We start from the raw sequence: 22,810 nt of genomic DNA on the forward strand, positions 1-22,810 counted from the left end.
ACAGCCGTGCGGTGCGCTCGATCCGGCGCATCTCTGGCGTGGCCGAACCATGAGGCGAGTATGTCCACCGAAACGCAGACGACTGTCATCAAGAAGTATGCAAATCGGCGTCTCTACAATACGCGCACGAGTGCGTACGTTACGCTCGACACCCTGGCAGAAATGGTCAGAAACGATGAAAACTTCGTCGTTCAGGACGCCAAGACGAACGAAGATATTACGCGCGGCGTACTGGGCCAGATAATATTTGATGCCGAAAGCCGCGGCTCCGGCCTGCTGCCCATCTCTTTCCTGCGCCAGTTGATTACCTTTTATGGCGGCCAGCTCCAGGGGCTTGTGCCGACATATCTGGAGCACTCACTGTCCTCGTTCACCCGCGAGCAGGAAAAACTTGGCCGCCACATCAACCAGACCATCGGCGTACAGGCGTTCTCTGCCGTCGAAGATCAGGTGCGCCGCAACATGGATATCTTCCAGCGGTCGATGCGGATGTTCATGCCTTATGGTGCAGCAGGCGAGCAAGCCGAACAGGCAAACGCGCAGCACGCCAACCCGGCCCCTGCCCCGGCCAAGGACGAGCTTCTGGCCAAGGACGTCGCGGCGCTGCGCGATGAGCTGGCGTCGATGCAGGCGAAGATTGCCAAGCTGAGCGGCAGCGAAGACCCCGCCGCTGCGAACCATAGCCCTGCCAATGACGAAGCCGGCGACGGCAGCCTGACCGCCCCCGAAAAGAGCTGACGCCGCCCGGCCGGGCAATACCCGCATCACGCAAACGCAAGAAAGGCTGCCCGGATGACACCGGGCAGCCTTTCTTTCTTACCTTGAGGGCTGACGCCGTCCCTGCGGGCTGACGCGTAGCCGGTCAGTCCGGCACGGCATCCATGCGCGAGTGCGATGCGACCATCGAGATCGAAACGGTGGCGAGCGTATCCACCAGCGTGATCACCATCAGGAGGAAGAAGATCGACGTGCCGGCGAAGCTGACCGTGAGGAACAGGACGATGTAGGCGCACAGCACCAGCACCATGACCATGTTCCCGATCACGGTGGTGCGCGTGGTCGATGCAGAGCGCAGCATCGAGAACAGCAGGAACATCAGCGCGATCACGATGAGCAGATCGCCGTAGGTGAGCGCCCAGCTCTGACCGGACACCAGCGTGACGCCGGCAACGACCTTGTCCCAGAACGGGTGCAGCGCGACCTGTCCGGGCTCCACCACATAATTGGAGTGGTCGTACAGGAAAATAGCCGCGAAGCCGTAAAGGACCAGCGGGATCAGAGTGAACGGGATCATGCCCATGGATGGTGTCCTTGTGTTCTGGACTTGTGTTCTGAACGAAACGTCGGTGCGCGACTGGGAACGATGCAAACGCGCACGTCTAACAGCAGAAGTCTTTCACCCATCCACGGGTTCCGACGCACCCCGCTTCAGGGCGCGCCGGTTTGCGATCAATCGTCCTGCGCAGGCATGACCTGACGGCCGCGGTAGCGGCCGCTCTTCAGGTCGATGTGGTGCGGGCGCTTCAGCTCGCCCGAGTCCTTGTCCTCGACATAGGTCGGGGCCTTCAGCGCGTCCGTCGAACGACGGAAACCGCGCTTCATGGAACTGACTTTCCGCTTGGGGACAGCCATGGTCTCTCCTCTCGCCGCGCACCGCGGCGCAACAACACGTTTGAATAGGGGCGCGCGCCCGGAAAAAGGACGCCAAGCACGCCGGACCCGGCCCTATACTGCGAGGGCGCCCCAATTGCAACGCCAACGCGCCGCAAGACAGCCCCTCACGGGCGAATCCGGTCCGACAGACAGGTAAACACCCATGGCGCGCGGTCAAGCTCCCGCTTCACATGGGCGATCACCGCGCGCTGCCGGGGGCCGGGTTTGGCCGGATTGCGGGCAGCAGGCGCGGGAAGCACGGTGGCCAGCGCCAGGGCCTGGGTGCGCGTCACATCCGCCGCCGAGACGCCGAACGTGCGCTGTGCCGCGGCCTCCACGCCGTATATTCCGCGGCCCCAATGGGCGACGTTGAGGTAGATCTCGATGATCCGATCCTTCGACAGGACAAGGTCCATCCAGAAGGCGAGCGGCACTTCCACCGCCTTGCGCAGATAGTTGCGGTCGGGCCACAGGAACAGCGTCTTGACCACCTGCATGGTGATGGTGCTTGCCCCGCGCGCTTTCTCGCCATCCAGCGCATCCTTGATGACGATCCGCATCTGCCGGAGATCCACACCGTAGTGGAGGCAGAAGCGTGCGTCCTCCGCCATGATGACCGCGCGCACCAGTTCCGGCGCGACGTCTTCCAGCGCCACCCAGCGCTGGTCCACCGTTTCACCCTTCCATTTCAACCGCTCGACCGGCAGGGACGCCGGCGTCACGAACGCATAGAGCACCGTGAGGACCAGCGGAATCGAGACGATAAGCGCGGTAACGGTGATGAAGATCTTGAAAAGTCGTCGCATTTCGCCTCTCCAGCGGTGCAGGCATAGCCCGCCCTGACGCCTTCACCTATGGTTGGAACCGGGGAAACGACAAGGGTGAACAGCGTGACGAGCTTTGCCGACCACCTTGCGGCCGCGGCTGCAGCGACCGATGACGTGCTGCTGAAAACACTCGCCACGGTGGAAAGTGATGAGCATTGCCCGCCCCGTCTGGTGGCTGCCACACGGCATGCCCTCCTGGGCGGCGGCAAGCGTTTCCGCCCCTTTCTAGTGATCGAGTGCGCACGGGCATGCGGCGCGTCCGACCTGTCTGCGGCCACAGCCGTGGGCGCTGCGTTCGAGTGCCTCCACGCCTACAGCCTTGTCCACGACGATCTTCCCGCCATGGATGACGATGATTTGCGCCGCGGCCGCCCCACTGTCCACAAGGCGTTTGACGAGGCGACCGCCATCCTCGTCGGCGACGGCTTGCAGGCGCTCGCATTTCAGATCATCACCACGCCCCCGGTTCCCACGGCAGCCGCCGGCCCCCTCGCCCGCCTTCTGGCCGAGGCCTCCGGATTTTCCGGCATGGTGGGCGGCCAGTACCGCGATCTCAACGCCATCGGCCTCGATGCCGCCGGCGTCCGGCTCATGCAGTCCATGAAAACCGGCGCGCTCATCCGGGCAGCCTGCGAGGCGGGCGCGATCACCGCCGGCGCCGCGCCTGATGTCTGCGCAGGCTATTCCGCGTTCGGCGCCCGGCTGGGCGAAGCCTTCCAGCTTGCCGACGATCTCCTCGACGTTGAGGGGACGGCGGAAGAGACCGGAAAACGCGTCGGCAAGGACGAAGGCGGCGGCAAGGCCACCATTCCGCAGCTGGTGGGGGTCGAGACCGCCCGCGCCCGTCTTGCGGAGACGGTTGAAGACGCAGCCGGACAGCTGGAAGCACTGGGCGCAGACGGCGGCGTGCTGGCCGAGGCATGCCGCTTTGTTGCGGAGCGGCGTTCCTGACCCTTCGCTGAACAACCGCCTCAGAAGACGTTCAGCCGACATTGCCGATCCTCCATATGACAGAAGGAGGACACCGTGAGAAATCTGTTAATTGCTGCCGCGGGACTGGCGGCCGCGCTGGTGGCCGGGACCGCAGCCATTGCCGCGGTGCCCGCCGCAACCGCCGCCGAAGACAACTACCAGCCAACCCGGATCGACCGATACGACGCGTCCGGCATGCCGCTGGAGAGTGCGCCGGTCACGCCGCGCGTTTCTGCAAGCCTCGATACCCGGCTTCGGGGCAGAACGGCTGCGGCCGGCGAACGTCAGCAACTGGCCTATTCGCAGCCGAGGCGCCATCGGCGACACAGCCGACGCTACCGGCCGCCGCATCGCCCCTACTACCGGCCGCGGCGCTACCGTCCGCACCGCCCCTATTACCGGCCGCCGCCCGTAGCCTACCGCCGGCCATACTATGCGCCGCCGCCCGTTTACCGCCGGGGACCGCGCTGCGTGACGCGGGTGGTGCGGGTGACACCGCGTGGCCGCGTCGTCCGGATCGTGCCGGGGTGCGGCCCGCGCGGCAGGCGCCACTGGCGCCGCTACTGACGGCAGAGCATGCGGCGCGCCCACCGGGCTGCGCCGCACCGCCGTATCAGATCGTGCGCACGTCCACGAAGTGCCCGGCAATGGCCGCCGCCGCCGCCATCTGCGGCGAAACCAGGTGGGTGCGCGAACGAAGACCCTGCCGCCCTTCGAAGTTGCGGTTGGATGTCGAGGCGCAACGCTCTTCGGGGTTCAGCCGGTCGGCGTTCATGCCCAGGCACATGGAGCACCCCGGCTCGCGCCACTCGAATCCAGCATCGATGAAGATCCTGTCGAGACCCTCGGCCTCCGCCTGCGCCTTGACGAGACCGGACCCCGGCACGATCAGCCCGGAGACCCGCTCCGCCATCGTCTTGCCGCGGACAATTTCGGCCACCGCGCGCAGATCCTCGATCCGGCCGTTGGTGCACGAGCCGATGAACACCTTGTCGATGGGAATTTCAGTCATCGGCGTGCCGGGCGTCAGACCCATGTATTTGAGCGCCCGCTCCACCGACCGGCGCTTGTCCGGATGCGCAATATCGGCCGGATTCGGCACCGAGCCCTCGATGGACACCACCGTTTCCGGCGACGTGCCCCAGGTGACCACCGGCGGCAGGTTGGCCGCGTCTAGTTTCACTTCCACGTCGAACACCGCGTCCGGATCGCTGGGAAGCGTCTTCCAGTAGGCCACCGCCTGATCCCACGCAGCGCCCTTCGGCGCCTTGGGGCGACCTTCGATGTAGGCGTAGGTGGTCTCGTCCGGCGCCACCATGCCGGCGCGTGCGCCCGCCTCGATGGACATGTTGCAAACCGTCATCCGCCCTTCCATGGACAGGGCGCGAATGGCGCTGCCGGCAAACTCGATCACATGGCCGGTGCCGCCGGCGGTGCCGATATGGCCGATGATCGACAGGACGATGTCCTTGGCCGTCAGCCAGGGCGGGGCCACACCATCGACGGTGATGCGCATGTTCTTCGATTTGCGGGCAACCAGCGTCTGGGTCGCCAGCACATGCTCCACCTCGGAGGTGCCGATACCCTGCGCCAGTGCACCGAATGCGCCGTGGGTGGAGGTGTGGCTGTCGCCGCACACGATGGTCATGCCAGGCAGCGTAAAACCCTGCTCGGGGCCCACGATGTGGACAATCCCCTGCCGGACATCGAGCTCGTTGAAATATTCCACGCCGAAGGCAGCGGCATTTTCGGCCAGTGTTTCCACCTGGAGACGCGACTCGGGATCGTCGATCCCCTCGCTGCGGTCGGTGGTGGGGACGTTGTGGTCGACCACCGCGAGCGTGCGCTGGGGCGCATGAACCTTGCGACCGGCCAGGCGCAGACCCTCGAAGGCCTGAGGCGACGTCACTTCGTGGACGAGATGGCGATCGATGTAGACGAGCGCGGTGCCGTCATCGGAGATCTCGACCAGATGGTCGTCCCAGATCTTGTCGTACAGCGTGCGGCCGGCCATTTCGATCATTCCCTCGACACGTTTTTAGATGCCCTTCAATTGCCAAGTCGCATCGCCGTTGACAAGGCGCTGTTCTCACAGGAGATCCCATTTGGACGCCGACCAACTATGCAGGCAGTACCTGAAGGCGATCGAAGCCGGCGACTTCACAGCCGTCCTGGGCTTCTTTTCGGTGCAAGCCAGGGTGGTCTCTCCGCTCTACGGCACCCAGCCGGCAGATCTGTATTTTGCAAAATTGTTCAGCGATTCCCAGCGGTCCACATGCCGGATAATCCGGGTCCTCACGTCGCCCGCACCGGACACGGCCATCGCCTTGCAGTTCTTTTATTGCTGGACGTTGCAAAGCGGCGCGGTCCTCGAATTCGAGGTAGTCAACATTCTGGAAATGAACGCAGACGGCAACGTCAGCAAGCTGACCGTGCTGTATGACACGGCACCGCTGCGTGCGCTCCATGAGCCCGCGGCGCGCCGGCATGAACCCGACACCTAGTTTGCGCTGACCGGCGTGCGGGTGAGGTAATAATGCGTATCGCCGCGCGAGGTGGCCGCGCGCAGCTCATCGGCAAGACCCGGCGCGCGCAACACCCGGGCAATCTTGGCAAGGGCCTTGAGGTGGTCGGCCCCGGCATCCTCGGGCGCCAGCAGCGCGAAGATCAGGTCCACCGGCTCATCGTCCAGCGAATCGAAGCCGACCGCACTTTTCAGACGGAAAAACACGCCCACGATCTCGTCGAGGTCGGCCAGCTTGCCGTGGGGGATGGCAACGCCATGCCCCACGCCGGTCGATCCCAGTCGCTCCCGCTCCAGAAGCGTGTCGAAAATCGCACGCTCCGGCATCCCGGTCCGCTTGGCGAGCGCGACGCTCACCTCCTGGATCGCATGTTTCTTGGAGTGAACGTCGACGTCGATGAAAACGGCGTCCTGGCTGATGAGTGCGCCGATGTCCATGACAGTCGCTAACCAGCCGTTCCCGGACTCTGGACGGCGGCCGTGCCGGACACCATCGACGGGTCGATCCAGCCCACGTTCCCGTCCGCCCTGCGGAACACGACGTTGAGCGTCTTGTTCGCCGCGTTCATGAACATGAGGGCCGGCGTTTCGGTCAGGTCCAGCTCCAGCACCGCCATGCCGACGGTCATGGTCTTGATCTTGGTGGGGGTTTCGGCAACCACCAGCGGTGCGTAGTTGGCTTCCAGCTCGTCCTCGTCGTCCGGGGTCTCGATCTGGAATTCCATCGCGGCGGCGGCCACTTCGCCGGCGCTGGGGCCGCCGGTGTGGTGCGCCTTCAGGCGGCGCTTGTAGCGGCGGAGGCGCTTGTCGATCTTCTCGGCAGCCCCCTCGAAGGCGTGGGTCGCATCGCCGGCATTGCCGGATGCGCGCAGGATGATCCCCGTGTCGAGGTGGACCATGCAATCGGCATCGAAGCCAGCGGCCGATTTTTTCAGCGTGACCTGACCGGTATATTTCCCGTCGAAATATTTTGCGACGGACTCGGACAAGCGATCGTCGATGCGCTGCCTCAGCGCATCACCCACGTCCATGTGTTTTCCGGAAATCGTCAACGGCATAGCAGGCAGCCTTCTGTCCCGACCCAGGGAGTATAAACGTCTTTCGCCGGCGCGGAAGGCCGACCTCACACGCCGATTGCTGGGTGGGCCGATCGGGTGCGCATGGCGCGGCCTTCTATGGCCGTGCCACGCGCCGTGTCAACGCCGGCCTGCGCTGGAGCTGAAGCCGCCATGCCGGGCCATGCGCCGACGCTCCACCGATGAGGGGATGTTCATGGCCTCGCGATATTTGGCCACAGTCCGGCGGGCGATCACGATGCCGGAGTCCTTCAGCGTCTTCACGATCTCGTCGTCCGACCGTACGCTCGCCACCGTTTCGCTCTCCACGAGGAAGCGGATCTTTGCACGGACGGAATCGGCGGAAACGCTGCCGTCTGCGGCATCAATAGCCACCGCAAAGAAGGCGCGGAACGGGAAAACGCCGCGCGGCGACGTCAGCGCCTTGTTGGACACCACACGGCTGACGGTGGATTCGTGCATGCCGATGTCCTCGGCAATTTCGCGCAGGGTGAGCGGGCTCACATGCTGCGCCTTGCCCTCGAAGAAGGCACGCTGGCGGGTGACGATGGCGCTTGCCACCTTCACGATGGTGCGGGCGCGCTGATCGAGGCTGCGGGTCAGCCAGTGCGCCGAGCGCATGCACTGGTTGGCAAAGCTGGTGGCCGGCCCTGCCCCGCAGGACGTGATTTCAGCATGATATTCTGAATCGATCAGCACCTTCGGCAGACGCTGCGTGTCGAGAATGACCTTGAAGCCGCCGTTGCCCAGAGGCTGGACGATGACGTCCGGCTCCATGATCTGCACCGGGGTTGTGTCGAATGTCCGGCCGGGCCGCGGGTCCAGCGTGCGGATACGTGCGGCGACAGCCAGGACGTCCGCCTCGCTGCAGCCGGCAAGGTCGGCCATCCGCTTCACGTCCCGCTTGGCGAGGATCTGCAAGTTGGCGAGAACGCATTTCGCCACCGCGCACAGCGCGCCCCGGTCAGCCAGCTGCAAGGCCAGGCATTCTTCCAGCGACCGCGCGAAGAGACCTGCCGGCTCGATGGTCTGAAGCCGGGTCAGCGTATTTTCCACAACGCTGCGCGAGACGCCCAGCGCCTGCAGCGCCGCCTCCACCACGTCCTCGTCCAGTCGCCCGTCCTCGTCGAGCGAGTTGATGAGGTAGCTGGCTATTCCGCTTTCCTCCGGCGTGAAGCCGAGACCCACGCTTTCGCGATGGCAATGGGTGCTGAGCGAGGTGCGCTCGGCCACGGCTGACATCGGATCGTTCATGAAATCGCGGGAAACCTCCCGCTTGGCCGTGATCCGGCCATCGCCGCGCGGGGCGGGCCTCGTGTCGGCCCGAGCCGCGAGGGTCAGAAGCGGGTTCTGGTCCACCTCTTCACGGACGGCGGCCTCAAGCTCCAGATTGGACATTTGCAGGAGCTTGATGGCCTGCATCAACTGCGGCGTCATCGCGAGGGTCTGACGCTGTGATTGGACGAGCCTGAGCTGCGGTGTCACGAAAATTCCATCGGTTGGCGCGTTCCTTGCATGCTTAATCAATAAACATTGAAACGCTGCTGTCAAAGACGGAATTTGTCTCCGAGGTACAAGCGCCGCACATCGGGGTGCGCGACGATCTCTTCCGGCGTGCCCTCGGTCAGCACAGACCCCGACGCAATGATCGTCGCACGGTCGATAAGTCCCAGTGTTTCCCGCACATTATGGTCGGTGATGAGAACGCCGATGCCGCGGTTGGTGAGGTGCCGCACCAGCGCCTGAATATCAGACACCGCAATGGGATCGACGCCGGCAAAAGGCTCGTCCAGCAGCATGAAGTCGGGCCGGGAGGCCAGTGCGCGGGCAATTTCCACCCGCCGCCGCTCTCCGCCGGAGAGTGACGTGGCCGGTGCATCGGCAAGCCGGGTGAGGCCGAACTCGGATAACAGCTCGTCGAGTGCGGCGCGCCGGGCAGCGCGGGTCGGCTCGGTCAGCTCCAGGATGGCCATCACGTTCTGCGCCACCGTCAACCCGCGGAAGATCGACGCTTCCTGCGGCAGATAGCCGATCCCGAGCCGCGCGCGGCGATACATCGGCAGCGCGGTCACGTCGAACCCGTCGATGGTGATGGCGCCCGCATCCGGCCTGATGAGGCCCGTAATCATGTAAAACACGGTGGTCTTGCCGGCGCCGTTGGGACCGAGGAGCCCGACAGTCTCTCCCTGACGCAGCGAGAGCGACACGTTTTCCACGACCGTGCGCTTGCCATAGGTCTTGGCGAGCGCCGTCACCACGAGACCGCGGGTCGCGTCGGTGCCGCTCACGGTCGTCTTCCGATTGACGGACTGGTCCATTCCACCTCTTCCGGTCGCACTCACGCCGATCCTTTACCCCGTCGCGGTGCGCGAACCAAAGCGCAAAACCGCAGCGCGGAGGATCCGGGCGATGCAAGGTCAGCCGGCGACCCGGCGCGCGGCCGCAAACAGGCGCCTAATTTTTAGGCATGACGTGCGATCTGCCGCAACCAACCTTCAAAAGGCGGACCCGCGCGGCTGGTTGAGGGCTGCGCAACCGCACGCTCAGACCTGCCCTTTGATTTGCCAGGAGGCGTGCGCCACCACCAGCACCACCAGAAACTGGCCGAGGAACATGTCGGGGAAAAACAGGCTCGATTCCATCATGTTGCTGAACAGGACGGAGACGAAGTAGATGGCGAACCAGGCGTTGCCGGCAACGCTCCATCGGTCCGGCTCGCGTTTTGCGATGGACCGGCCGATTTTTGCGAACACGTCGACGATGAAGACCGTCACGACGCCGGCAAAAAGAAACCCGCCGGTCACGACGAGATCCAGATAGCCGTTGTGGAACTGGCGCAGGATCAGATAATTCTCCTCAACGCCGTTCCAGAAGCCGAGATAATTCCACAGCGGGTGGTAAATCGGCAGCAGGGACCACTGCGCGCCATAGCCATAGCCCAGCCACGGCGCCTTCCCGATATGTTGCTCGGCCGCTGCCCAGAGCTGATCGCGCGCCGAGAATGTCGGGTCGCCGGTGACGATCTCGGCCCAGTCCGCGCCGGTGAGGTCGAAGGCGCCGGTGGCAAACACGATCCCGCTAACGATCGACACGAAAACGATCACCGCCACCGCGGCGACGGTCCGGCTGTACCAGATGAGGAGGTACGCCGGCAGGAACGCGAAGATGCACACCAGCGTCAGCCCCAGCGCCGTCTTCGATACGGTGAGGGCCAGAAACAGGAGCGCGAGCAGGGTGAGGCCGATCACCGCCCAGAAGCCGGCCGGATGGCGCACACCAATGGCCGCGCAGGCAAAGGTGATTGCCATTGCCTGCGACACCATGCCCGCAACATTCTTCGAGGTGTGCATCGCCTGAAGGCCGATGGGTGACCAGGCCACCCCCGGCTGCACCACCGTGTAGGCAAAATTGCCCAGAAGAACGAAGGCGAAGGCCGCAACCACCGTCACCATGAACTGCTTCGGCGTGCGCAGGATGGCGGTGACACCGAGGGCGACCAGAAGCACGATGAAATAGACGAAGAACCGCTTCACCGTGATTGACGGGTAGACCGACCACACCGCCGTCAGAAGCATCGTGGCGTAGACCAGCACCAGCGACCACACGCGCGCCAGAAGAAGCGTGATCCGCCGCCATTCCAGCATCACCAGCGGCACGGCCATGCAGGCAAACACCACAAACACCAGCTGGCGCAGCGCATTGCCCTGCGCCGAAAGGCCGTCCCCGCCAAGAAACGGGCCGAAGCCGATCATGGCAAACACGGTGGAAAGGAACAGGAGGATCCGCGCGATCCACACTGCAGTGCCGCGCAGCCAGTTGTCCTGCGCCTGCTGCTGGACGGTTTCCCGCGTCGAAAGATGGTCGAGCCATGTGGGGCCGCCCTGCGGCGTCTGCAGGCGCTGGCGGCGACCGTAGGGCGAACTTTCCGCCATGCTTTTCCGTCTTCCCTGTTCGCTTGCAAGCGTCGGCAGATGGCCCCCGCATCGGGGGCGGCGAACTCAAGTCTAGCCGCACTGGCGCCGATGGAACAACGCAGGCTGCCTGAAGGCTTGCGAAGTATCCCTCCCACCGTCTGTTGATGGCGATCCGCCCTTCGTGTCCGCTGGCGGCTTTGCGCACCGGCGCCGGTGCGCTAGCACTCTATCGTGCGCGGCAGAGGCCGCGACGCGGCGTGCGCACGAGTGTCATCCAGAAAGGAACGGGCCCGATGGTAGAGCGTAAACAATCCGGCATCTTGAAACTTGTGCTGGAATTGGGGCCGCTTGCCACCTTCTTTCTGGTCAATTCACGGGCCGAAGCGTGGGATCTGGGCCGTTTCCTGCCCACGGCCGACCTGCCGGCCGACCAGGTGCCCATCATGGCCGCCACTTGCGCCTTCATGGTGGCCACCGTCATTTCTCTCTCGGTCTCGTTGGCGGTCTACCGCCGGGTGCCGATCATGCCGCTGGTTTCCGGCGCAATCGTGATCCTGTTTGGCGGGCTGACGCTGTATCTGCAGAACGACACGTTCATCAAGATGAAGCCGACCATCGTCAACCTGATCTTCGCCGCAGCGCTGCTCGGCGGTCTCTTCATCTTCAAGCGGCCGCTTCTGGGGCTGGTGTTCGACAGTGTCTTCAAGCTTGATGCGGAGGGCTGGTGGAAACTGTCCCTGCGCTGGGGGCTGTTCTTCCTGGTCCTCGCTGCGCTGAACGAGATTGTGTGGCGCAATTTCTCCACCGACACCTGGGTGGCTTTCAAGGTCTTCGGTACCATGCCGCTGACGGTGCTGTTCACGCTCACGCAGCTCCCCCTCCTCCAGCGCCATGCGCTGCCGGACGAAAGCGCCAGCTGACCACACTGCGGCGGCCGGCTTCCGCCTGTCTGTGATTCAGGACACGCTTTTCCCGCTTTGACGGCACCACCTTCGGGGAAGCACGAGAGGCTGAAAATTTTTTGCCAGCGGTCGTGCAGCCAGGGGAGCACGACACCATGACAGACACAGAGACCGAAACCGAAACGCCGCAGCTCAACCGGAGCGTCGTCACCTTCGCACGCGGCCGGCTCGGCCAGCAGGTGGAACGCGGGGAATGCTGGGACCTTGCGGAGGAAGCACTGCGCAGTGCCGGCGCCCGGCGGTCCGGCGCACTGGGTTCGCTCGGGGACGATGCGGACTATGTGTGGGGCACGCCCATCACCAACATGCGACTTCTGAAACCGGGCGACATCATCCAGATGCGCAACTTCGCCGAGCACAACGAGAGCCGCGTGGAGGTGACGTTTGCCGATGGTTCCGGCTGGTTCGAGGAAGGCGGCGGCAGCACCACCCGCGCTCACCACACGGTGGTCGTGGCGAGCGCGCCGGACGCCAGCGGCCGCGTGGAGGTGCTGGAACAGAATTTCGGGACCATCGGCCGCAGGGTGCAGCTCAACACCATGCATTTGCGGGACCATCAGGTTCCCGCCGTCACCACCCACGAAAGCCGCGAGCGCGATGACACCCACACCAGGGAACGCGCCACAATTGTCACCACGATAAAGTGGCGCGTGACGGGCACCTTGTGGGCCTACCGGCCCATCGCCCTTCAAGAAGAATAGGTCGAGGCCGGAGGATCACCAGCGCCCGGCCGGCAGATCGAACGGCGAGCGCCTCGCCTCCCGCCGCACATCGGCCGGGGTGAGGCCGAGATCGGCCAGCGCGCGCTCGTCCAGCCGCATGAGCGACCGCCGCTCACTCCACACATCGAGCCACCGGCGAACGCGGCGTGCCGCCGCTGCCGGCCCCGGCAAACTCTTGCGGATGGACCGCCGGCGGCCGGTCAGAATGGTCTGCATCACGCTGTCTCCTTGCTGATGGGAGGGAAGCGTAGAATTGTTGCCGGTGCGGATGCTTCGATGCCGGTCGAACCATCGGGGTGCAAAACCATGCGAGGGTCGGCTCATGAAGGAAGGTGCAGACATCGCCGGGATTGCATCGCTGATCGGCGATCCCGCCCGCGCAAACATCCTGACAGCGCTCCTCAGCGGCAAGGCACTGACGCCCGGCGAACTTGCGCGCGAAGCCGGCATCACCCCGCAAACCGCCTCGTCCCACCTGGCAAAGCTGGAAGCCGGCGGCCTGACCCTCACCCGCCGGCAGGGCCGCCACCGCTATGTCACGCTGGCCGGCAGCGATGTGGCGAGCGTGCTCGAACAGCTCACCAGCCTTGCTGCCGGTTCCGGGCGGCTGCGCACCCGTCCCGGCCCGCGCGATCCGGACATGCGGGCCGCCCGCGTCTGCTACAACCACCTTGCCGGTGCCCGGGCCGTGCAGCTTTATGACAGCCTTTGCCGCCGCGGCGCGCTCACAGTCGGCGCGGACGGCATTACCCTCACCGCCTCTGGCCATGCGCTGGTGGAGGGCATGGACATCGACCTTGCCGCGCTGAAGGCGGCGCGCGCCCCATTGTGCCGCGAATGTCTGGACTGGAGCGAGCGGCGGACCCATCTGGCGGGCAGCCTCGGCCGTGCGCTGTTTTCGTCAATGGAAGAACGCGGCTGGCTGAAGCGCATCGAGGGCTCGCGCACCGTGCGCTTCACCAGAGCCGGGGCGGCCGCATTCGATGCGGCCTTTCCGCCGCCGGACGCACCGGCGGCGGCGGGCTGACGTCAATGCGGCGTCAGGCGTGCTCTTTGCGGTTCTGGCGGTTCTCGATCAGGTCTTCCACCACTTCCGGCTCGGCAAGCGTGGAGATATCGCCCAGCGCGCCATAATCGTCCTCGGCGATCTTGCGCAGGATGCGGCGCATGATCTTGCCCGAACGGGTTTTGGGCAGGCCGGGCGCCCACTGGATGTGATCCGGTTTGGCAATGGGGCCAATGTCGGAGCGCACCCAGTCGACCAGCTCCTTGCGCAACGCGTCCGACGGTTCCTTGCTTCCCATCAGGGTCACATAGCAGTAGATCCCCTGCCCCTTGATGTCGTGCGGAAAGCCGACCACCGCAGCCTCCGACACGGCAGGATGCGCCACCAGCGCGGACTCGATCTCCGCCGTGCCCATCCGGTGACCGGAGACGTTGAGCACGTCGTCCACCCGGCCGGTGATCCAGTAATAGCCGTCCTCGTCGCGCCGGCAGCCGTCACCGGTGAAGTAGTTGCCTTTGTATTGCTGGAAGTAGGTGTCCATGAAGCGCTGGTGGTCGCCATACACCGTGCGCATCTGGCCCGGCCACGAATCGGTGATGACGAGCACCCCCTCGGCCGCGCCTTTCAGCGGGTCGCCCCCCTGCGGGTCGAGCACCGCAGGCTTGACGCCGAAGAACGGCATGCAAGCCGACCCCGGCTTCAGCGGTGTGGCGCCGGGGAATGGGGTGAGCATGTGCCCCCCGGTCTCGGTCTGCCAGAAGGTGTCGATCACCGGGCAGCGCTTGCCCCCCACAACCTCGTAGTACCAGCGCCAGGCCTCCGGGTTGATGGGCTCGCCCACGGTGGCCAGAATGCGCAACGAAGACAGGTCGTGCCGGGTCACGAAGTCGTCGCCCTTGCCCATCAGCGCGCGGATTGCGGTCGGCGCGGTGTAGAAGGTCGCGACATTGTGGCGGTCGCACACATCCCACAGGCGGCCTGCGTCCGGGTAGGTGGGCGTGCCCTCGAACATCAGCGTGGTGGCGGCGTTCGCAAGCGGTCCGTACACAATATAGGTGTGGCCGGTGACCCAGCCCACATCCGCGGTGCACCAGTAGACCTCGCCGGGGCGGTAGTCGAACGTCAGCTGGTGGGTCATGGCGGCATAGACCATGTAACCGCCGGTGGTGTGGACCACGCCCTTCGGCTTGCCGGTGGACCCGGAGGTGTAGAGGATGAACAGCTCATCCTCGGCGTTCATCTCTTCGGGCGGACAGTCGTTGCTGACCTGGGCCTGCATTTCGTGCAGCCAGTAATCGCGCCCGTCCGTCCATTCGATCTCCTGGCCGGTGCGCTTGACCACCAGGCACTTCACGCTGGCGTCGCATTTGGCCAGCGCCTTGTCGGCATTGTCCTTCAGCGCCGTCTGGCGACCGCCGCGGGGGGCGCCATCTGCGGTGATGACGAGCGTTGCGCCACAGTCGTTCACGCGGTTGGCGAGGCTGTCCGGCGAAAAACCGGCAAACACAACCGAATGGACCGCACCGATCCGCGCGCACGCCAGCATCGCATACGCCGCTTCCGGGATCATCGGCATATAGATGATGACCCGGTCGCCTTTGGAGACGCCCAGCGTCTTCAGCACGTTGGCGAACTTGCACACATGGGCGTGGAGCTGCTGGTAGCTGATGTGCTGCGCGTCCGCCTCGGGGTCGTCCGGTTCCCAGATGATTGCGGTCTTGTCACCATGCTCGGCCAGATGCCGGTCGATGCAGTTGGCACTGGCGTTGAGGGTGCCATCCTCGAACCAGCGGATCGAAACGTCCGGATACATGAAGTTGACGTTCTTCACGGTGTCGAACGGCTTCATCCAGTCGATCCGCGCCAGCGCCTCGTCTCGCCAGAAGCCTTCGTTGTCGGAGATGGAACGGGCGTACATCTCCTTGTAGCGCGCAGCATCGACGCGCGCGGTTTCGGCAATGGCTTTTGGGACCGCAATGGATTCCGTCATGATGTTGTTTCCCCCAACTGGCAAAGGCTTGTTGCGTCAGAGTTAGCCGGTTTGGGCTTGTGCCGTCCACATGCACGGCGGTTGAAACACCTTAGTTTTGTTCTAGCTTCGCTTTCTGCTTTAACTAGCAAACCAACGTTCAGAAACTGGTACGGAGGATACAATCACAATGCTTTATCGCACTCTCGGCGCCCTTGCCCTCGGGCTTGCGGTTTCGGCTGGTCCAGCTCAGGCGCAGAGCGAAGACTATCTGCTGGCAACCGCGTCGACCGGCGGCACCTACTACCCTGTCGGCGTTGCGCTGGCGACACTGGTGAAGGTGAAGCTGCAACCGTCCGACAAAATCGGCATGAGCGCCATCAACTCGGCAGGCTCCGGCGAAAACGTGGCGCTCCTGCGCGACGACGAGGTTCAGTTCGGCATTCTGCAGGGGCTTTACGGCGCCTATGCGGCAACCGGCACGGGGCCCATCGAGTCCGAAGGCCCGCAGGAAAACCTGCGCTCCATCACCATGCTCTGGCCCAACGTCGAGCATTTTGTGGTGAAGAGCGACTTCGTGGACAGCGGCACCGTGTCCGATCTTGAGGGCATGAAGGGCAAGACCATGTCGATGGGCGCCCAGAACTCGGGCACACTCGGCTCCAACAGCACCATCGTTGGCAACCTCGGCATGAACATGGAAGAGGATTTCGACCTCGCCTACATGGGCTACACGCCCTCCGTGGATGCCCTGCAAAATGGCGGCATCGACGGCATGTCGATCCCGGCCGGTCCGCCGGTTTCTGCAATTTCCGCAGCGTTCGCCAACATGGGCGACGACATTGCGATCCTCTCGTTCACCGAAGAGCAGCGCAAGGCCGCCAATGGCGACTTTGACGACCTGTGGACCGCCTACACCATCCCCGCCGGCCTTTATCCCGGCGTCGACAAGGACGTGGTGACCATCGCGCAGCCGAACTTCCTCGCGGTCAACGCAAGCGTGCCGGAAGAAACCGTCTACAAGATCACCAAGACGATCTTCGAGAACCTGCCCTTCCTGCAGGCGATTCACCCGGCCACCAAGGCAATGAGCCCGGAAACGGCCACCGCAGGCCTGCCGCTGAAGCTGCACCCCGGCGCCCTGCGCTACTTTGAGGAAGCCGGCGTTCCGGTTGCCGACCGCCTGAAATAACCACCGCAGGACTGAACGATGTACGGGAGGGCTGGCGGTTGTCCGGCCCTCCCGGCGACGAGATGGCACCGGCTGCCGATGCGGCGGTCCGGTGCCACTGTCCGGATAGCGAGCCCGCCCGACTTCCCTTTCTAAACCGACGACAGCAACAACAAGAGCGTGCCCAGGGAGCCTTCGTTGACGAAACAGGACGAACACGGTCAGGCCGGCTCCGCCGGGGACGAGGCCTCCATCGAAGATGCCGGCCGGATCCGCGCGGCCGAGGGATGGTTTGACACCACGCTTTTCTGGCTCGCCATCGCCATTGCAGCATTCCACATCGTCGCCAACACGCTGGGCACGCCGCTGCAGGACATGCTGGTGGCCGCCGCAAACGCGGTGCCGGCCACGGCGCCCGTCTTGCGCCCACTGGGTCTGTGGTTCGGCGACATGGCCACCTTGTCCACCCTCACCCTGTGCGCGGTCCATTTTGCTGGTTTCGGCCTCCTGTGCGCGCTGCGCTATCCCATGATGCGGGCAGAAAGCGCTGGCGCGGCGCGGCTCGTCTTCGCGCTCGACATCATCATCGGCCTTGCCGTTGCCGCCTCCGCACTGGGCCTCGCGGCCAGCGAAAACGCCATCTACGACCGCGGCGTGCGCCTCAATGCGCTGGAGTGGGCGATGATCGTCACCGTGGTGGTGGGCGCCATCGAGTTCACCCGCCGCACCACGGGGTGGATCATCCCGATCCTCATCGTCATCACCGTCACCTACCCCACCGTGTGGGGCGCGGAGATTCCGGGGGTCTTCCGCTTTGCCGGCCTCTCCTTCGAAACGGTGGCGTTCCGCTCGATCTATTCGGACGAGGGGATGTTCGGCCTCATCGGCCAGATCTCGGCAACCTTCGTCTTCATGTTCATCCTGTTCGGCGCCTTCCTCATCCGCTCGGGCGCTGGCGAGTTCATTGTCGACCTCGCGCGCGCGGCCGCCGGCCGCTTCACCGGGGGCCCCGGCTTTGTGGCGGTGATCGCATCCGGCCTCACCGGCACCATCTCGGGCTCGGCCATCGCCAACACGGTCTCCACCGGCGTCATCACCATCCCCTTGATGAAGCGGTCCGGCTTCCCGGCGAAATTCTCGGCAGGCGTCGAGGCGGCGTCCTCCACCGGCGGTCAGGTGATGCCGCCGATCATGGGTGCCGGGGCGTTCGTAATGGCGACCTACACGCAGATCCCCTACCTCGAGATCGTTGCCGTCGCGCTCCTTCCCGCGCTGGTCTATTTCGGCTCCATCGCCTTCTTCGTGCGGATCGAGGCCAAACGATCCAACGTGGTCGCCTCCTCCGACGGCGAGCGGATGATGGACGTTCTCAAGCGCGGCGGTCCGTCCTTTCTCATCCCGATCACGACCCTTATCGGCCTTTTGATGTGGGGCTTCACGCCCACCTATGCGGCCGGCTTTGCGATCCTGTCTGTGATCGGCGCGTCGTGGCTGACGCCCAACAAGATGGGCGTGCGTGCCATCCTTGAAGCGATGGCGCTCGGCTCGCGCAACATGATCACCACCGCCGTCCTGCTGATCGCGGTGGGGCTGGTGGTCAACGTCATCGCCATGACCGGCATCGGCAACACCTTCTCGCTGATGATCGCGGACTGGGCGGGCGGCAACCTCCTGGTCGCGCTGACGCTGATTGCGCTGGCGTCCCTGGTCCTTGGCATGGGACTGCCGGTGACGGCGTCCTACATCGTGCTGGCCACCCTCTCCGCCCCGGCGCTCCAGCAGCTCATCCTCGCCAACGTGATGCCGTCCGACGTGATCGACGCGGCCACCATTGCCGACATGATCGCCGGCACCCTCAACGATGCGGTGAAGCCGTTCTTCCTGCTGGCCGACCCTTCGAGCTTCCCGGCCCTTGCCGCGCCGATGCCGGAGACGGACGCCCGCGCGCTCTACGCATCCCTTCCGCCCGAAGTGCTGACGCAGATCTACCAGGCCGCCCGCGGCACGATCGACCCTGCCATTGTGCTGGGGGCGCTCCTGTCGGCGCACATGGCCATTTTCTGGCTGAGCCAGGATTCCAACGTGACGCCGCCGGTCTGCCTCACGGCATTTGCGGCGGCCGCCATCGCAAAGACGCCGCCGATGGCCACCGGCCTCGTTGCCTGGAAGATCGCCAAGGGCCTCTACCTGATGCCGATCCTCTTCGTTTACACCAACTTCCTCACCGGCACGCCGCTGGAGGTCGGGTTCATCTTCGTGGTTGCGCTGTTCGCCATGGCGGCCTTCGGCGCCGCGCTGGAAGGCTATTTCGAAGCGCCCATCCCCTGGTACGGGCGGGTCGGGCTGATGGCGGGCGGCGTTGCGCTGATCTACCCCGGCTCGCATGTTCTGAACATTGCGGCACTGGTGGCGGTGGTCGGCCTTCTGGCGCTCAACTGGTCGGCGGCAAAGCGCAGGCCCCCGCACCCCGCCGCGGCATAAGCGGCTCCTCGCACAAACGCGATTTGCCGGCGGCCCGGCAATATGATCGGTGTTCCCGCAAGAGGGGACACCGCCATGGCCAATGCCTTTGGATTGCCGACAAGCCTGTTCCGCCACCTCGGGGTGCGCGAGGGCGAGACGGCGAGGATGCCGGCCCGCGTCGCCAGGCTCATCGTCGCCGAAGAGGAGCAGTCCGAGCGGCTGATCGGCTGGGTCCAGCTCTCGATCACCCTGATCTTCGCCGCGCTCTACACCGTTGCGCCCCGGCCGAGCGACGCCGCGGACGCAATGCTGGAGCCGGTGCCGATCGTGCTTGGCGCGTACGGCGCATTCACGATTCTGCGGCTTGTTGCCGCCTATCGCGGCTTCGTGCCGGGCTGGCTGCTGGTCATCTCGATGATGGCCGACGTGGTGCTTCTTTATGCGCTGATCTGGACCTTTCACCTCGCCTACGGCCAGCCGCCGGCGTTCTATCTGAAGGTGCCGACGTTCGCCTACATCTTCGTGTTCATCGCGATCCGCGCGCTGCGGTTCGATCCGCGGTTCGTGCTCAGCCAGGGCATCTTTGCTGCGGCCGGCTGGCTTTTCATGCTGCTATACGCCGTCCACGCGGGCGGCTCGGCCATCATCACCCGCTCCTTTTCCGACTATCTCACCCAAAATCTCGTGCTCGTCGGCGCGGAGCTGGACAAGATCCTCACCATTCTCGTCTGCGCCGGCGTCCTATCGGTTGCGCTTTACCGGGCACGGCGCACGTTGTTCGATGCGGTGCGCGAAGGAGCCGCACGGCGCGACATGGACCGCTTTTTCAGCGCTGGCGTTGCCGACGAGATCGCCATGGCCGAGACGGTGGCCGCCCCCGGCGATGCCGTCGCCCGCGACGCCGCCATCATGATGCTGGACCTGCGTGGCTTCACCGCCTTTGCCGGCCAGCACCCGCCCGAAACGGTGGTGGCCGTGCTCACCGAATATCACCGCCGCATCCTGCCGCTGATTGCCGAGAATGGCGGCGTGGTCGACAAGTTTCTGGGCGACGGCATCATGGCCACTTTCGGCGCCCTGAAACCGTCGGAAACCGCGGCGGCGGACGCGGTGCGCACCCTCGTTGCCATCACCGAAGCTGGGCGCGACTGGGACGGACATCTTGCCGCTGGCGGGTTTGCACCGATGCCCATCAACGGCAGCGCGGCAGCGGGCAAGGTGGTGGCCGCCATGCTCGGCAGCGACACGCGACTGGAATTCACCGTGATCGGCCGCGCGGCGAACCTTGCCGCGAAGCTGGAGAAGTACAACAAGGAGGCCGGTTCGCGTGCGCTGACCGACGCTGCAACCCTTGCAGCGGCCAGCGCGCAGGGGCTGCACGTCGACGCAACGCCGCTGGGTTCGCGGGATCTTGCGGGCGGCGGGCACGTTGATGTGATGCAACTGGGATAATGGGAGCCGGCGATGGGCTATCTAATGGACGGCAAGTGGAACACCGGCTCGCCGAATTTTGCCAACGATTCCGGTGAGTTCGACCGGAAGGAATCTTCTTTCCGCAACTTCGTGACAGCGGACGGCTCGCCCGGTCCCAGCGGCGAAGGCGGCTTCAAGGCCGAAGCTGGCCGCTATCACCTTTACGTCGCGCTTGCCTGTCCGTGGGCCCACCGCACCCTCATCCTGCGCCGCCGCAAGGGGCTGGAAGACAAGATCGGCCTGTCAATCGTCCACTGGTTCATGGGCGATGACGGCTGGTCGTTCGACCAGACCGACGGCACCATCCCCGACACCGTCAACGGTGCCGATTTCATGCGCGACGTCTACCTGAAGGCCGACCCGTCCTACACCGGCCGCGTCACCGTCCCGGTGTTGTGGGACAAGGAGCGCGGCACCATCGTCAGCAACGAATCGGCCGAGATCATCCGCATGTTTGCCGATGCGTTCGACGATGTCGGCGCCAAGCCCGGCGACTACCGGCCGGCAGCCCTTGCCGACGAGATCGATCAGGTGAACGAGCGCGTCTACGACACGGTCAACAACGGGGTCTACAAATCCGGCTTTGCCACCAAGCAGGACGCCTACGAAAAGAACGTGAAGGCCCTGTTCGCCTCGCTGGACTGGCTGGAGACGCGGCTTGAGGGCCACGACTATCTGGTCGGCGACCAGCTGACCGAGGCCGATGTGCGCCTTTACACCACGCTCGTGCGGTTCGATGCCGTCTACCACGGCCACTTCAAGTGCAACGTGCGCCGGATTGCCGACTACCCCAACCTCCAGCGCTATCTGTCGGCGCTCTACCGGCAGGACGGGTTTGGCGACACGACCGACTTCACCCACATCAAGAACCACTATTATCAAAGCCACCCTTCGGTGAACCCGACACGGATCGTCCCCGTCGGCCCGGATCTCTCGTTCGCCTGAGCCAGGCGCACCAACCGTCCGCCTGCGACCGGAAAGACAACAGATGCTTCGCAAGACCTACGACAAGGTGATGGCGCTGGGCGCGAGCCGGCGGGCCGTCCCGGCGCTGTTCGGGATCTCGTTTGCGGAAAGCTCGTTCTTTCCGATCCCGCCGGACCTGCTCCTGATCCCCATGGTGCTGGCCAACCGCGTCCGGTGGATTTTCTACGCCACCGTCTGCACCGTGGCGTCGGTGCTGGGCGGGATGCTCGGTTACGCCATCGGCGCGCTACTGTTCCAACAGGTCGCCATGCCGATCCTCGAGCTTTACGGCTATGCCGGGCGGTTCGACGAATTCATCAGCTGGTTCAACGCATCCGGCGCATGGGTGGTGTTCCTGGCGGGCATCACCCCGTTTCCCTACAAGGTCATCACCATTGCGTCCGGCGCGGCGGGACTGTCCATGCCGGTGTTTCTTGTCGCAAGCCTCTTGTCCCGCGGCATTCGCTTCTTTGTGGTGGCTGCACTCCTTTACTGGTTCGGCCCGCCCATCCGCACCTTCGTCGAAAAGCGTCTGGCGCTGGTGTTCACGGTATTCGGCATTCTCGCTGTTCTCGGCATTCTGGCGGTAAAACTTCTATGATTATTTCCGGTCGGCCCTTCGCGCTTTCTTCGCTTCTGGTGATGCTTGCCGCCATCGGCACAGCATGGGGCTTTCAGCTTATCGGCGGCTATGTCCCGTGCGCGCTCTGCCTGGAGCAGCGGCTCGGCTACTATGCCGCCATTCCCCTTGCCATCATCGGCTTCCTCATCTACCCGCGCATGCCCGCTTTGGCGCGCATTGCGTTTGCGGTGGCTGCCGCCGCCATGGTCTGGAGTGCGGGGCTCGGCGTCTACCATGCCGGGGCGGAGTGGGGCTTCTGGCCAGGTCCGGCAGATTGCGGCGGCGGGGAACAGGTGCGCGATGCGTCCAACCTTCTGGCCGCCATCGAAGGCACGCGCCTTGTGAGCTGCACCGAAGCCGCAGGCCGTTTCCTCGGCATCTCCTTTGCCGGCTGGAACGCGGTTGCCGCGGGGATGGCAGCGCTGCTTCTCCTCAGGGCCGCTCTTTTCGCCCCCCCGAGCACACGACCGCGCTGAGCCCGGAGACGCGC

General features: G+C 64.8%; 24 protein-coding genes. 13 read left to right on the forward strand and 11 right to left on the reverse strand.

Going from position 1 to position 22,810, the window contains the following annotated elements; translation table 11 throughout:
* The first annotated feature begins 60 nt into the window (after positions 1 to 60).
* Positions 61 to 738, forward strand: coding sequence for a polyhydroxyalkanoate synthesis repressor PhaR (gene phaR, locus RDV64_RS00365; protein WP_309197310.1), 678 nt, complete (start codon positions 61 to 63; stop codon positions 736 to 738).
* A gap of 124 nt (positions 739 to 862) precedes the next feature.
* On the opposite strand, the gene RDV64_RS00370 is transcribed toward phaR, so the two are convergent.
* The 3 genes from RDV64_RS00370 to RDV64_RS00380 all read right to left on the reverse strand — a co-directional run bounded on the left by RDV64_RS00370 (position 863) and on the right by RDV64_RS00380 (position 2,459).
* A complete protein-coding gene (locus RDV64_RS00370; RefSeq protein WP_309197311.1) occupies positions 863 to 1,300 on the reverse strand; it encodes a hypothetical protein in 438 nt (145 codons plus the stop codon).
* A 149-nt stretch (positions 1,301 to 1,449) separates the two neighbouring features.
* Complete coding sequence (gene rpmF / locus RDV64_RS00375) at positions 1,450 to 1,632, reverse strand: 50S ribosomal protein L32 (protein ID WP_309197312.1); 183 nt, start codon at positions 1,630 to 1,632, stop codon at positions 1,450 to 1,452.
* A 146-nt stretch (positions 1,633 to 1,778) separates the two neighbouring features.
* Positions 1,779 to 2,459, reverse strand: a complete 681-nt coding sequence (locus RDV64_RS00380) for a biosynthetic peptidoglycan transglycosylase (RefSeq protein WP_309197313.1) — start codon at positions 2,457 to 2,459, stop codon at positions 1,779 to 1,781.
* A gap of 75 nt (positions 2,460 to 2,534) precedes the next feature.
* Here RDV64_RS00380 and RDV64_RS00385 point away from each other — a divergent pair, with 75 nt between their 5' ends.
* The gene (locus RDV64_RS00385) at positions 2,535 to 3,431 is read left to right on the forward strand and encodes a polyprenyl synthetase family protein (RefSeq protein ID WP_309197314.1); all 897 of its coding nucleotides are present in this window, start codon (positions 2,535 to 2,537) and stop codon (positions 3,429 to 3,431) included.
* A gap of 75 nt (positions 3,432 to 3,506) precedes the next feature.
* The gene (locus RDV64_RS00390; RefSeq protein WP_309197315.1) at positions 3,507 to 4,019 is read left to right on the forward strand and encodes a hypothetical protein; all 513 of its coding nucleotides are present in this window, start codon (positions 3,507 to 3,509) and stop codon (positions 4,017 to 4,019) included.
* Positions 4,020 to 4,065: 46 nt separating this feature from the next.
* Here RDV64_RS00390 and leuC read toward each other — a convergent pair whose 3' ends face one another.
* A complete protein-coding gene (leuC, locus tag RDV64_RS00395) occupies positions 4,066 to 5,466 on the reverse strand; it encodes a 3-isopropylmalate dehydratase large subunit (protein ID WP_309197316.1) in 1,401 nt (466 codons plus the stop codon).
* 91 nt (positions 5,467 to 5,557) lie between these two features.
* Between leuC and RDV64_RS00400 the strand changes: the two genes are divergently transcribed.
* Positions 5,558 to 5,956 carry a nuclear transport factor 2 family protein gene (locus tag RDV64_RS00400; RefSeq protein WP_309197317.1) on the forward strand — a complete coding sequence of 133 codons (399 nt, stop codon included), beginning with the start codon at positions 5,558 to 5,560 and terminating at the stop codon, positions 5,954 to 5,956.
* Here the strand turns inward: RDV64_RS00400 and ptsN are convergent.
* From ptsN to RDV64_RS00425, 5 genes are all read right to left on the reverse strand, one after another.
* Positions 5,953 to 6,414, reverse strand: a complete 462-nt coding sequence (ptsN, locus tag RDV64_RS00405; RefSeq protein WP_309197318.1) for a PTS IIA-like nitrogen regulatory protein PtsN — start codon at positions 6,412 to 6,414, stop codon at positions 5,953 to 5,955. The genes RDV64_RS00400 and ptsN overlap by 4 nt on opposite strands.
* Before the next feature lie 8 nt (positions 6,415 to 6,422).
* Positions 6,423 to 7,034, reverse strand: a complete 612-nt coding sequence (hpf, locus tag RDV64_RS00410; RefSeq protein WP_309197319.1) for a ribosome hibernation-promoting factor, HPF/YfiA family — start codon at positions 7,032 to 7,034, stop codon at positions 6,423 to 6,425.
* Between the two features lie 138 nt (positions 7,035 to 7,172).
* Entirely contained in the window at positions 7,173 to 8,537 is a 1,365-nt protein-coding gene (rpoN, locus tag RDV64_RS00415; protein WP_309197320.1) for an RNA polymerase factor sigma-54, read from the reverse strand.
* Positions 8,538 to 8,599: 62 nt separating this feature from the next.
* Positions 8,600 to 9,400, reverse strand: coding sequence for an LPS export ABC transporter ATP-binding protein (gene lptB, locus RDV64_RS00420; protein WP_375143846.1), 801 nt, complete (start codon positions 9,398 to 9,400; stop codon positions 8,600 to 8,602).
* 195 nt (positions 9,401 to 9,595) lie between these two features.
* Positions 9,596 to 10,984, reverse strand: a complete 1,389-nt coding sequence (locus tag RDV64_RS00425; protein WP_309197322.1) for an O-antigen ligase family protein — start codon at positions 10,982 to 10,984, stop codon at positions 9,596 to 9,598.
* Positions 10,985 to 11,259: 275 nt separating this feature from the next.
* On the opposite strand from RDV64_RS00425, the gene RDV64_RS00430 reads away from it, so the two are divergent.
* Complete coding sequence (locus RDV64_RS00430) at positions 11,260 to 11,886, forward strand: septation protein A (protein ID WP_309197323.1); 627 nt, start codon at positions 11,260 to 11,262, stop codon at positions 11,884 to 11,886.
* Between the two features lie 137 nt (positions 11,887 to 12,023).
* On the forward strand, positions 12,024 to 12,629 hold the full coding sequence (locus tag RDV64_RS00435; RefSeq protein ID WP_309197324.1) for a hypothetical protein: 606 nt from the start codon (positions 12,024 to 12,026) through the stop codon (positions 12,627 to 12,629).
* A 15-nt stretch (positions 12,630 to 12,644) separates the two neighbouring features.
* Here the strand turns inward: RDV64_RS00435 and RDV64_RS00440 are convergent, their stop codons facing one another.
* Positions 12,645 to 12,866 carry a DUF1127 domain-containing protein gene (locus tag RDV64_RS00440; protein ID WP_309197325.1) on the reverse strand — a complete coding sequence of 74 codons (222 nt, stop codon included), beginning with the start codon at positions 12,864 to 12,866 and terminating at the stop codon, positions 12,645 to 12,647.
* A 106-nt stretch (positions 12,867 to 12,972) separates the two neighbouring features.
* On the opposite strand from RDV64_RS00440, the gene RDV64_RS00445 reads away from it, so the two are divergent.
* Complete coding sequence (locus RDV64_RS00445; protein ID WP_309197326.1) at positions 12,973 to 13,677, forward strand: winged helix-turn-helix domain-containing protein; 705 nt, start codon at positions 12,973 to 12,975, stop codon at positions 13,675 to 13,677.
* Between the two features lie 13 nt (positions 13,678 to 13,690).
* Here the strand turns inward: RDV64_RS00445 and acs are convergent, their stop codons facing one another.
* Positions 13,691 to 15,646: an acetate--CoA ligase gene (gene acs, locus RDV64_RS00450; RefSeq protein ID WP_309197327.1), complete on the reverse strand. Its 1,956-nt coding sequence runs from the start codon at positions 15,644 to 15,646 to the stop codon at positions 13,691 to 13,693.
* A gap of 169 nt (positions 15,647 to 15,815) precedes the next feature.
* Here acs and RDV64_RS00455 point away from each other — a divergent pair, with 169 nt between their 5' ends.
* The 6 genes from RDV64_RS00455 (at position 15,816) to RDV64_RS00480 (ending at position 22,796) form a co-directional block, all read left to right on the forward strand.
* Positions 15,816 to 16,817, forward strand: a complete 1,002-nt coding sequence (locus RDV64_RS00455; protein WP_309197328.1) for a TAXI family TRAP transporter solute-binding subunit — start codon at positions 15,816 to 15,818, stop codon at positions 16,815 to 16,817.
* Between the two features lie 177 nt (positions 16,818 to 16,994).
* Complete coding sequence (locus tag RDV64_RS00460) at positions 16,995 to 19,277, forward strand: TRAP transporter fused permease subunit (protein ID WP_309197329.1); 2,283 nt, start codon at positions 16,995 to 16,997, stop codon at positions 19,275 to 19,277.
* A gap of 75 nt (positions 19,278 to 19,352) precedes the next feature.
* Positions 19,353 to 20,711, forward strand: coding sequence for an adenylate/guanylate cyclase domain-containing protein (locus tag RDV64_RS00465; protein WP_309197330.1), 1,359 nt, complete (start codon positions 19,353 to 19,355; stop codon positions 20,709 to 20,711).
* 12 nt (positions 20,712 to 20,723) lie between these two features.
* On the forward strand, positions 20,724 to 21,677 hold the full coding sequence (locus tag RDV64_RS00470; protein ID WP_309197331.1) for a glutathione S-transferase family protein: 954 nt from the start codon (positions 20,724 to 20,726) through the stop codon (positions 21,675 to 21,677).
* 43 nt (positions 21,678 to 21,720) lie between these two features.
* Positions 21,721 to 22,299: a YqaA family protein gene (locus tag RDV64_RS00475; protein ID WP_309197332.1), complete on the forward strand. Its 579-nt coding sequence runs from the start codon at positions 21,721 to 21,723 to the stop codon at positions 22,297 to 22,299.
* Positions 22,296 to 22,796 carry a disulfide bond formation protein B gene (locus RDV64_RS00480; protein ID WP_309197333.1) on the forward strand — a complete coding sequence of 167 codons (501 nt, stop codon included), beginning with the start codon at positions 22,296 to 22,298 and terminating at the stop codon, positions 22,794 to 22,796. The genes RDV64_RS00475 and RDV64_RS00480 overlap by 4 nt, the downstream gene beginning before the upstream one ends.
* Positions 22,797 to 22,810 lie beyond the last annotated feature (14 nt).

This window comes from Acuticoccus sp. MNP-M23, from assembly GCF_031195445.1.
Taxonomy (GTDB): Bacteria; Pseudomonadota; Alphaproteobacteria; order Rhizobiales; family Amorphaceae; genus Acuticoccus.

Coding starts and splice junctions, on each gene's coding strand:
- RDV64_RS00435 (WP_309197324.1), top strand. CDS start 12,024: ATGACAGACACAGAGACCGAAACCGAAACGCCGCAGCTCAACCGGAGC.
- RDV64_RS00380 (WP_309197313.1), bottom strand. CDS start 2,459: ATGCGACGACTTTTCAAGATCTTCATCACCGTTACCGCGCTTATCGTC.
- leuC (WP_309197316.1), bottom strand. CDS start 5,466: ATGGCCGGCCGCACGCTGTACGACAAGATCTGGGACGACCATCTGGTC.
- hpf (WP_309197319.1), bottom strand. CDS start 7,034: ATGCCGTTGACGATTTCCGGAAAACACATGGACGTGGGTGATGCGCTG.
- acs (WP_309197327.1), bottom strand. CDS start 15,646: ATGACGGAATCCATTGCGGTCCCAAAAGCCATTGCCGAAACCGCGCGC.
- rpmF (WP_309197312.1), bottom strand. CDS start 1,632: ATGGCTGTCCCCAAGCGGAAAGTCAGTTCCATGAAGCGCGGTTTCCGT.
- RDV64_RS00440 (WP_309197325.1), bottom strand. CDS start 12,866: ATGCAGACCATTCTGACCGGCCGCCGGCGGTCCATCCGCAAGAGTTTG.
- ptsN (WP_309197318.1), bottom strand. CDS start 6,414: ATGGACATCGGCGCACTCATCAGCCAGGACGCCGTTTTCATCGACGTC.
- RDV64_RS00430 (WP_309197323.1), top strand. CDS start 11,260: ATGGTAGAGCGTAAACAATCCGGCATCTTGAAACTTGTGCTGGAATTG.
- RDV64_RS00445 (WP_309197326.1), top strand. CDS start 12,973: ATGAAGGAAGGTGCAGACATCGCCGGGATTGCATCGCTGATCGGCGAT.
- RDV64_RS00370 (WP_309197311.1), bottom strand. CDS start 1,300: ATGGGCATGATCCCGTTCACTCTGATCCCGCTGGTCCTTTACGGCTTC.
- RDV64_RS00455 (WP_309197328.1), top strand. CDS start 15,816: ATGCTTTATCGCACTCTCGGCGCCCTTGCCCTCGGGCTTGCGGTTTCG.
- RDV64_RS00480 (WP_309197333.1), top strand. CDS start 22,296: ATGATTATTTCCGGTCGGCCCTTCGCGCTTTCTTCGCTTCTGGTGATG.
- phaR (WP_309197310.1), top strand. CDS start 61: ATGTCCACCGAAACGCAGACGACTGTCATCAAGAAGTATGCAAATCGG.
- RDV64_RS00465 (WP_309197330.1), top strand. CDS start 19,353: ATGGCCAATGCCTTTGGATTGCCGACAAGCCTGTTCCGCCACCTCGGG.
- RDV64_RS00475 (WP_309197332.1), top strand. CDS start 21,721: ATGCTTCGCAAGACCTACGACAAGGTGATGGCGCTGGGCGCGAGCCGG.
- RDV64_RS00425 (WP_309197322.1), bottom strand. CDS start 10,984: ATGGCGGAAAGTTCGCCCTACGGTCGCCGCCAGCGCCTGCAGACGCCG.
- RDV64_RS00470 (WP_309197331.1), top strand. CDS start 20,724: ATGGGCTATCTAATGGACGGCAAGTGGAACACCGGCTCGCCGAATTTT.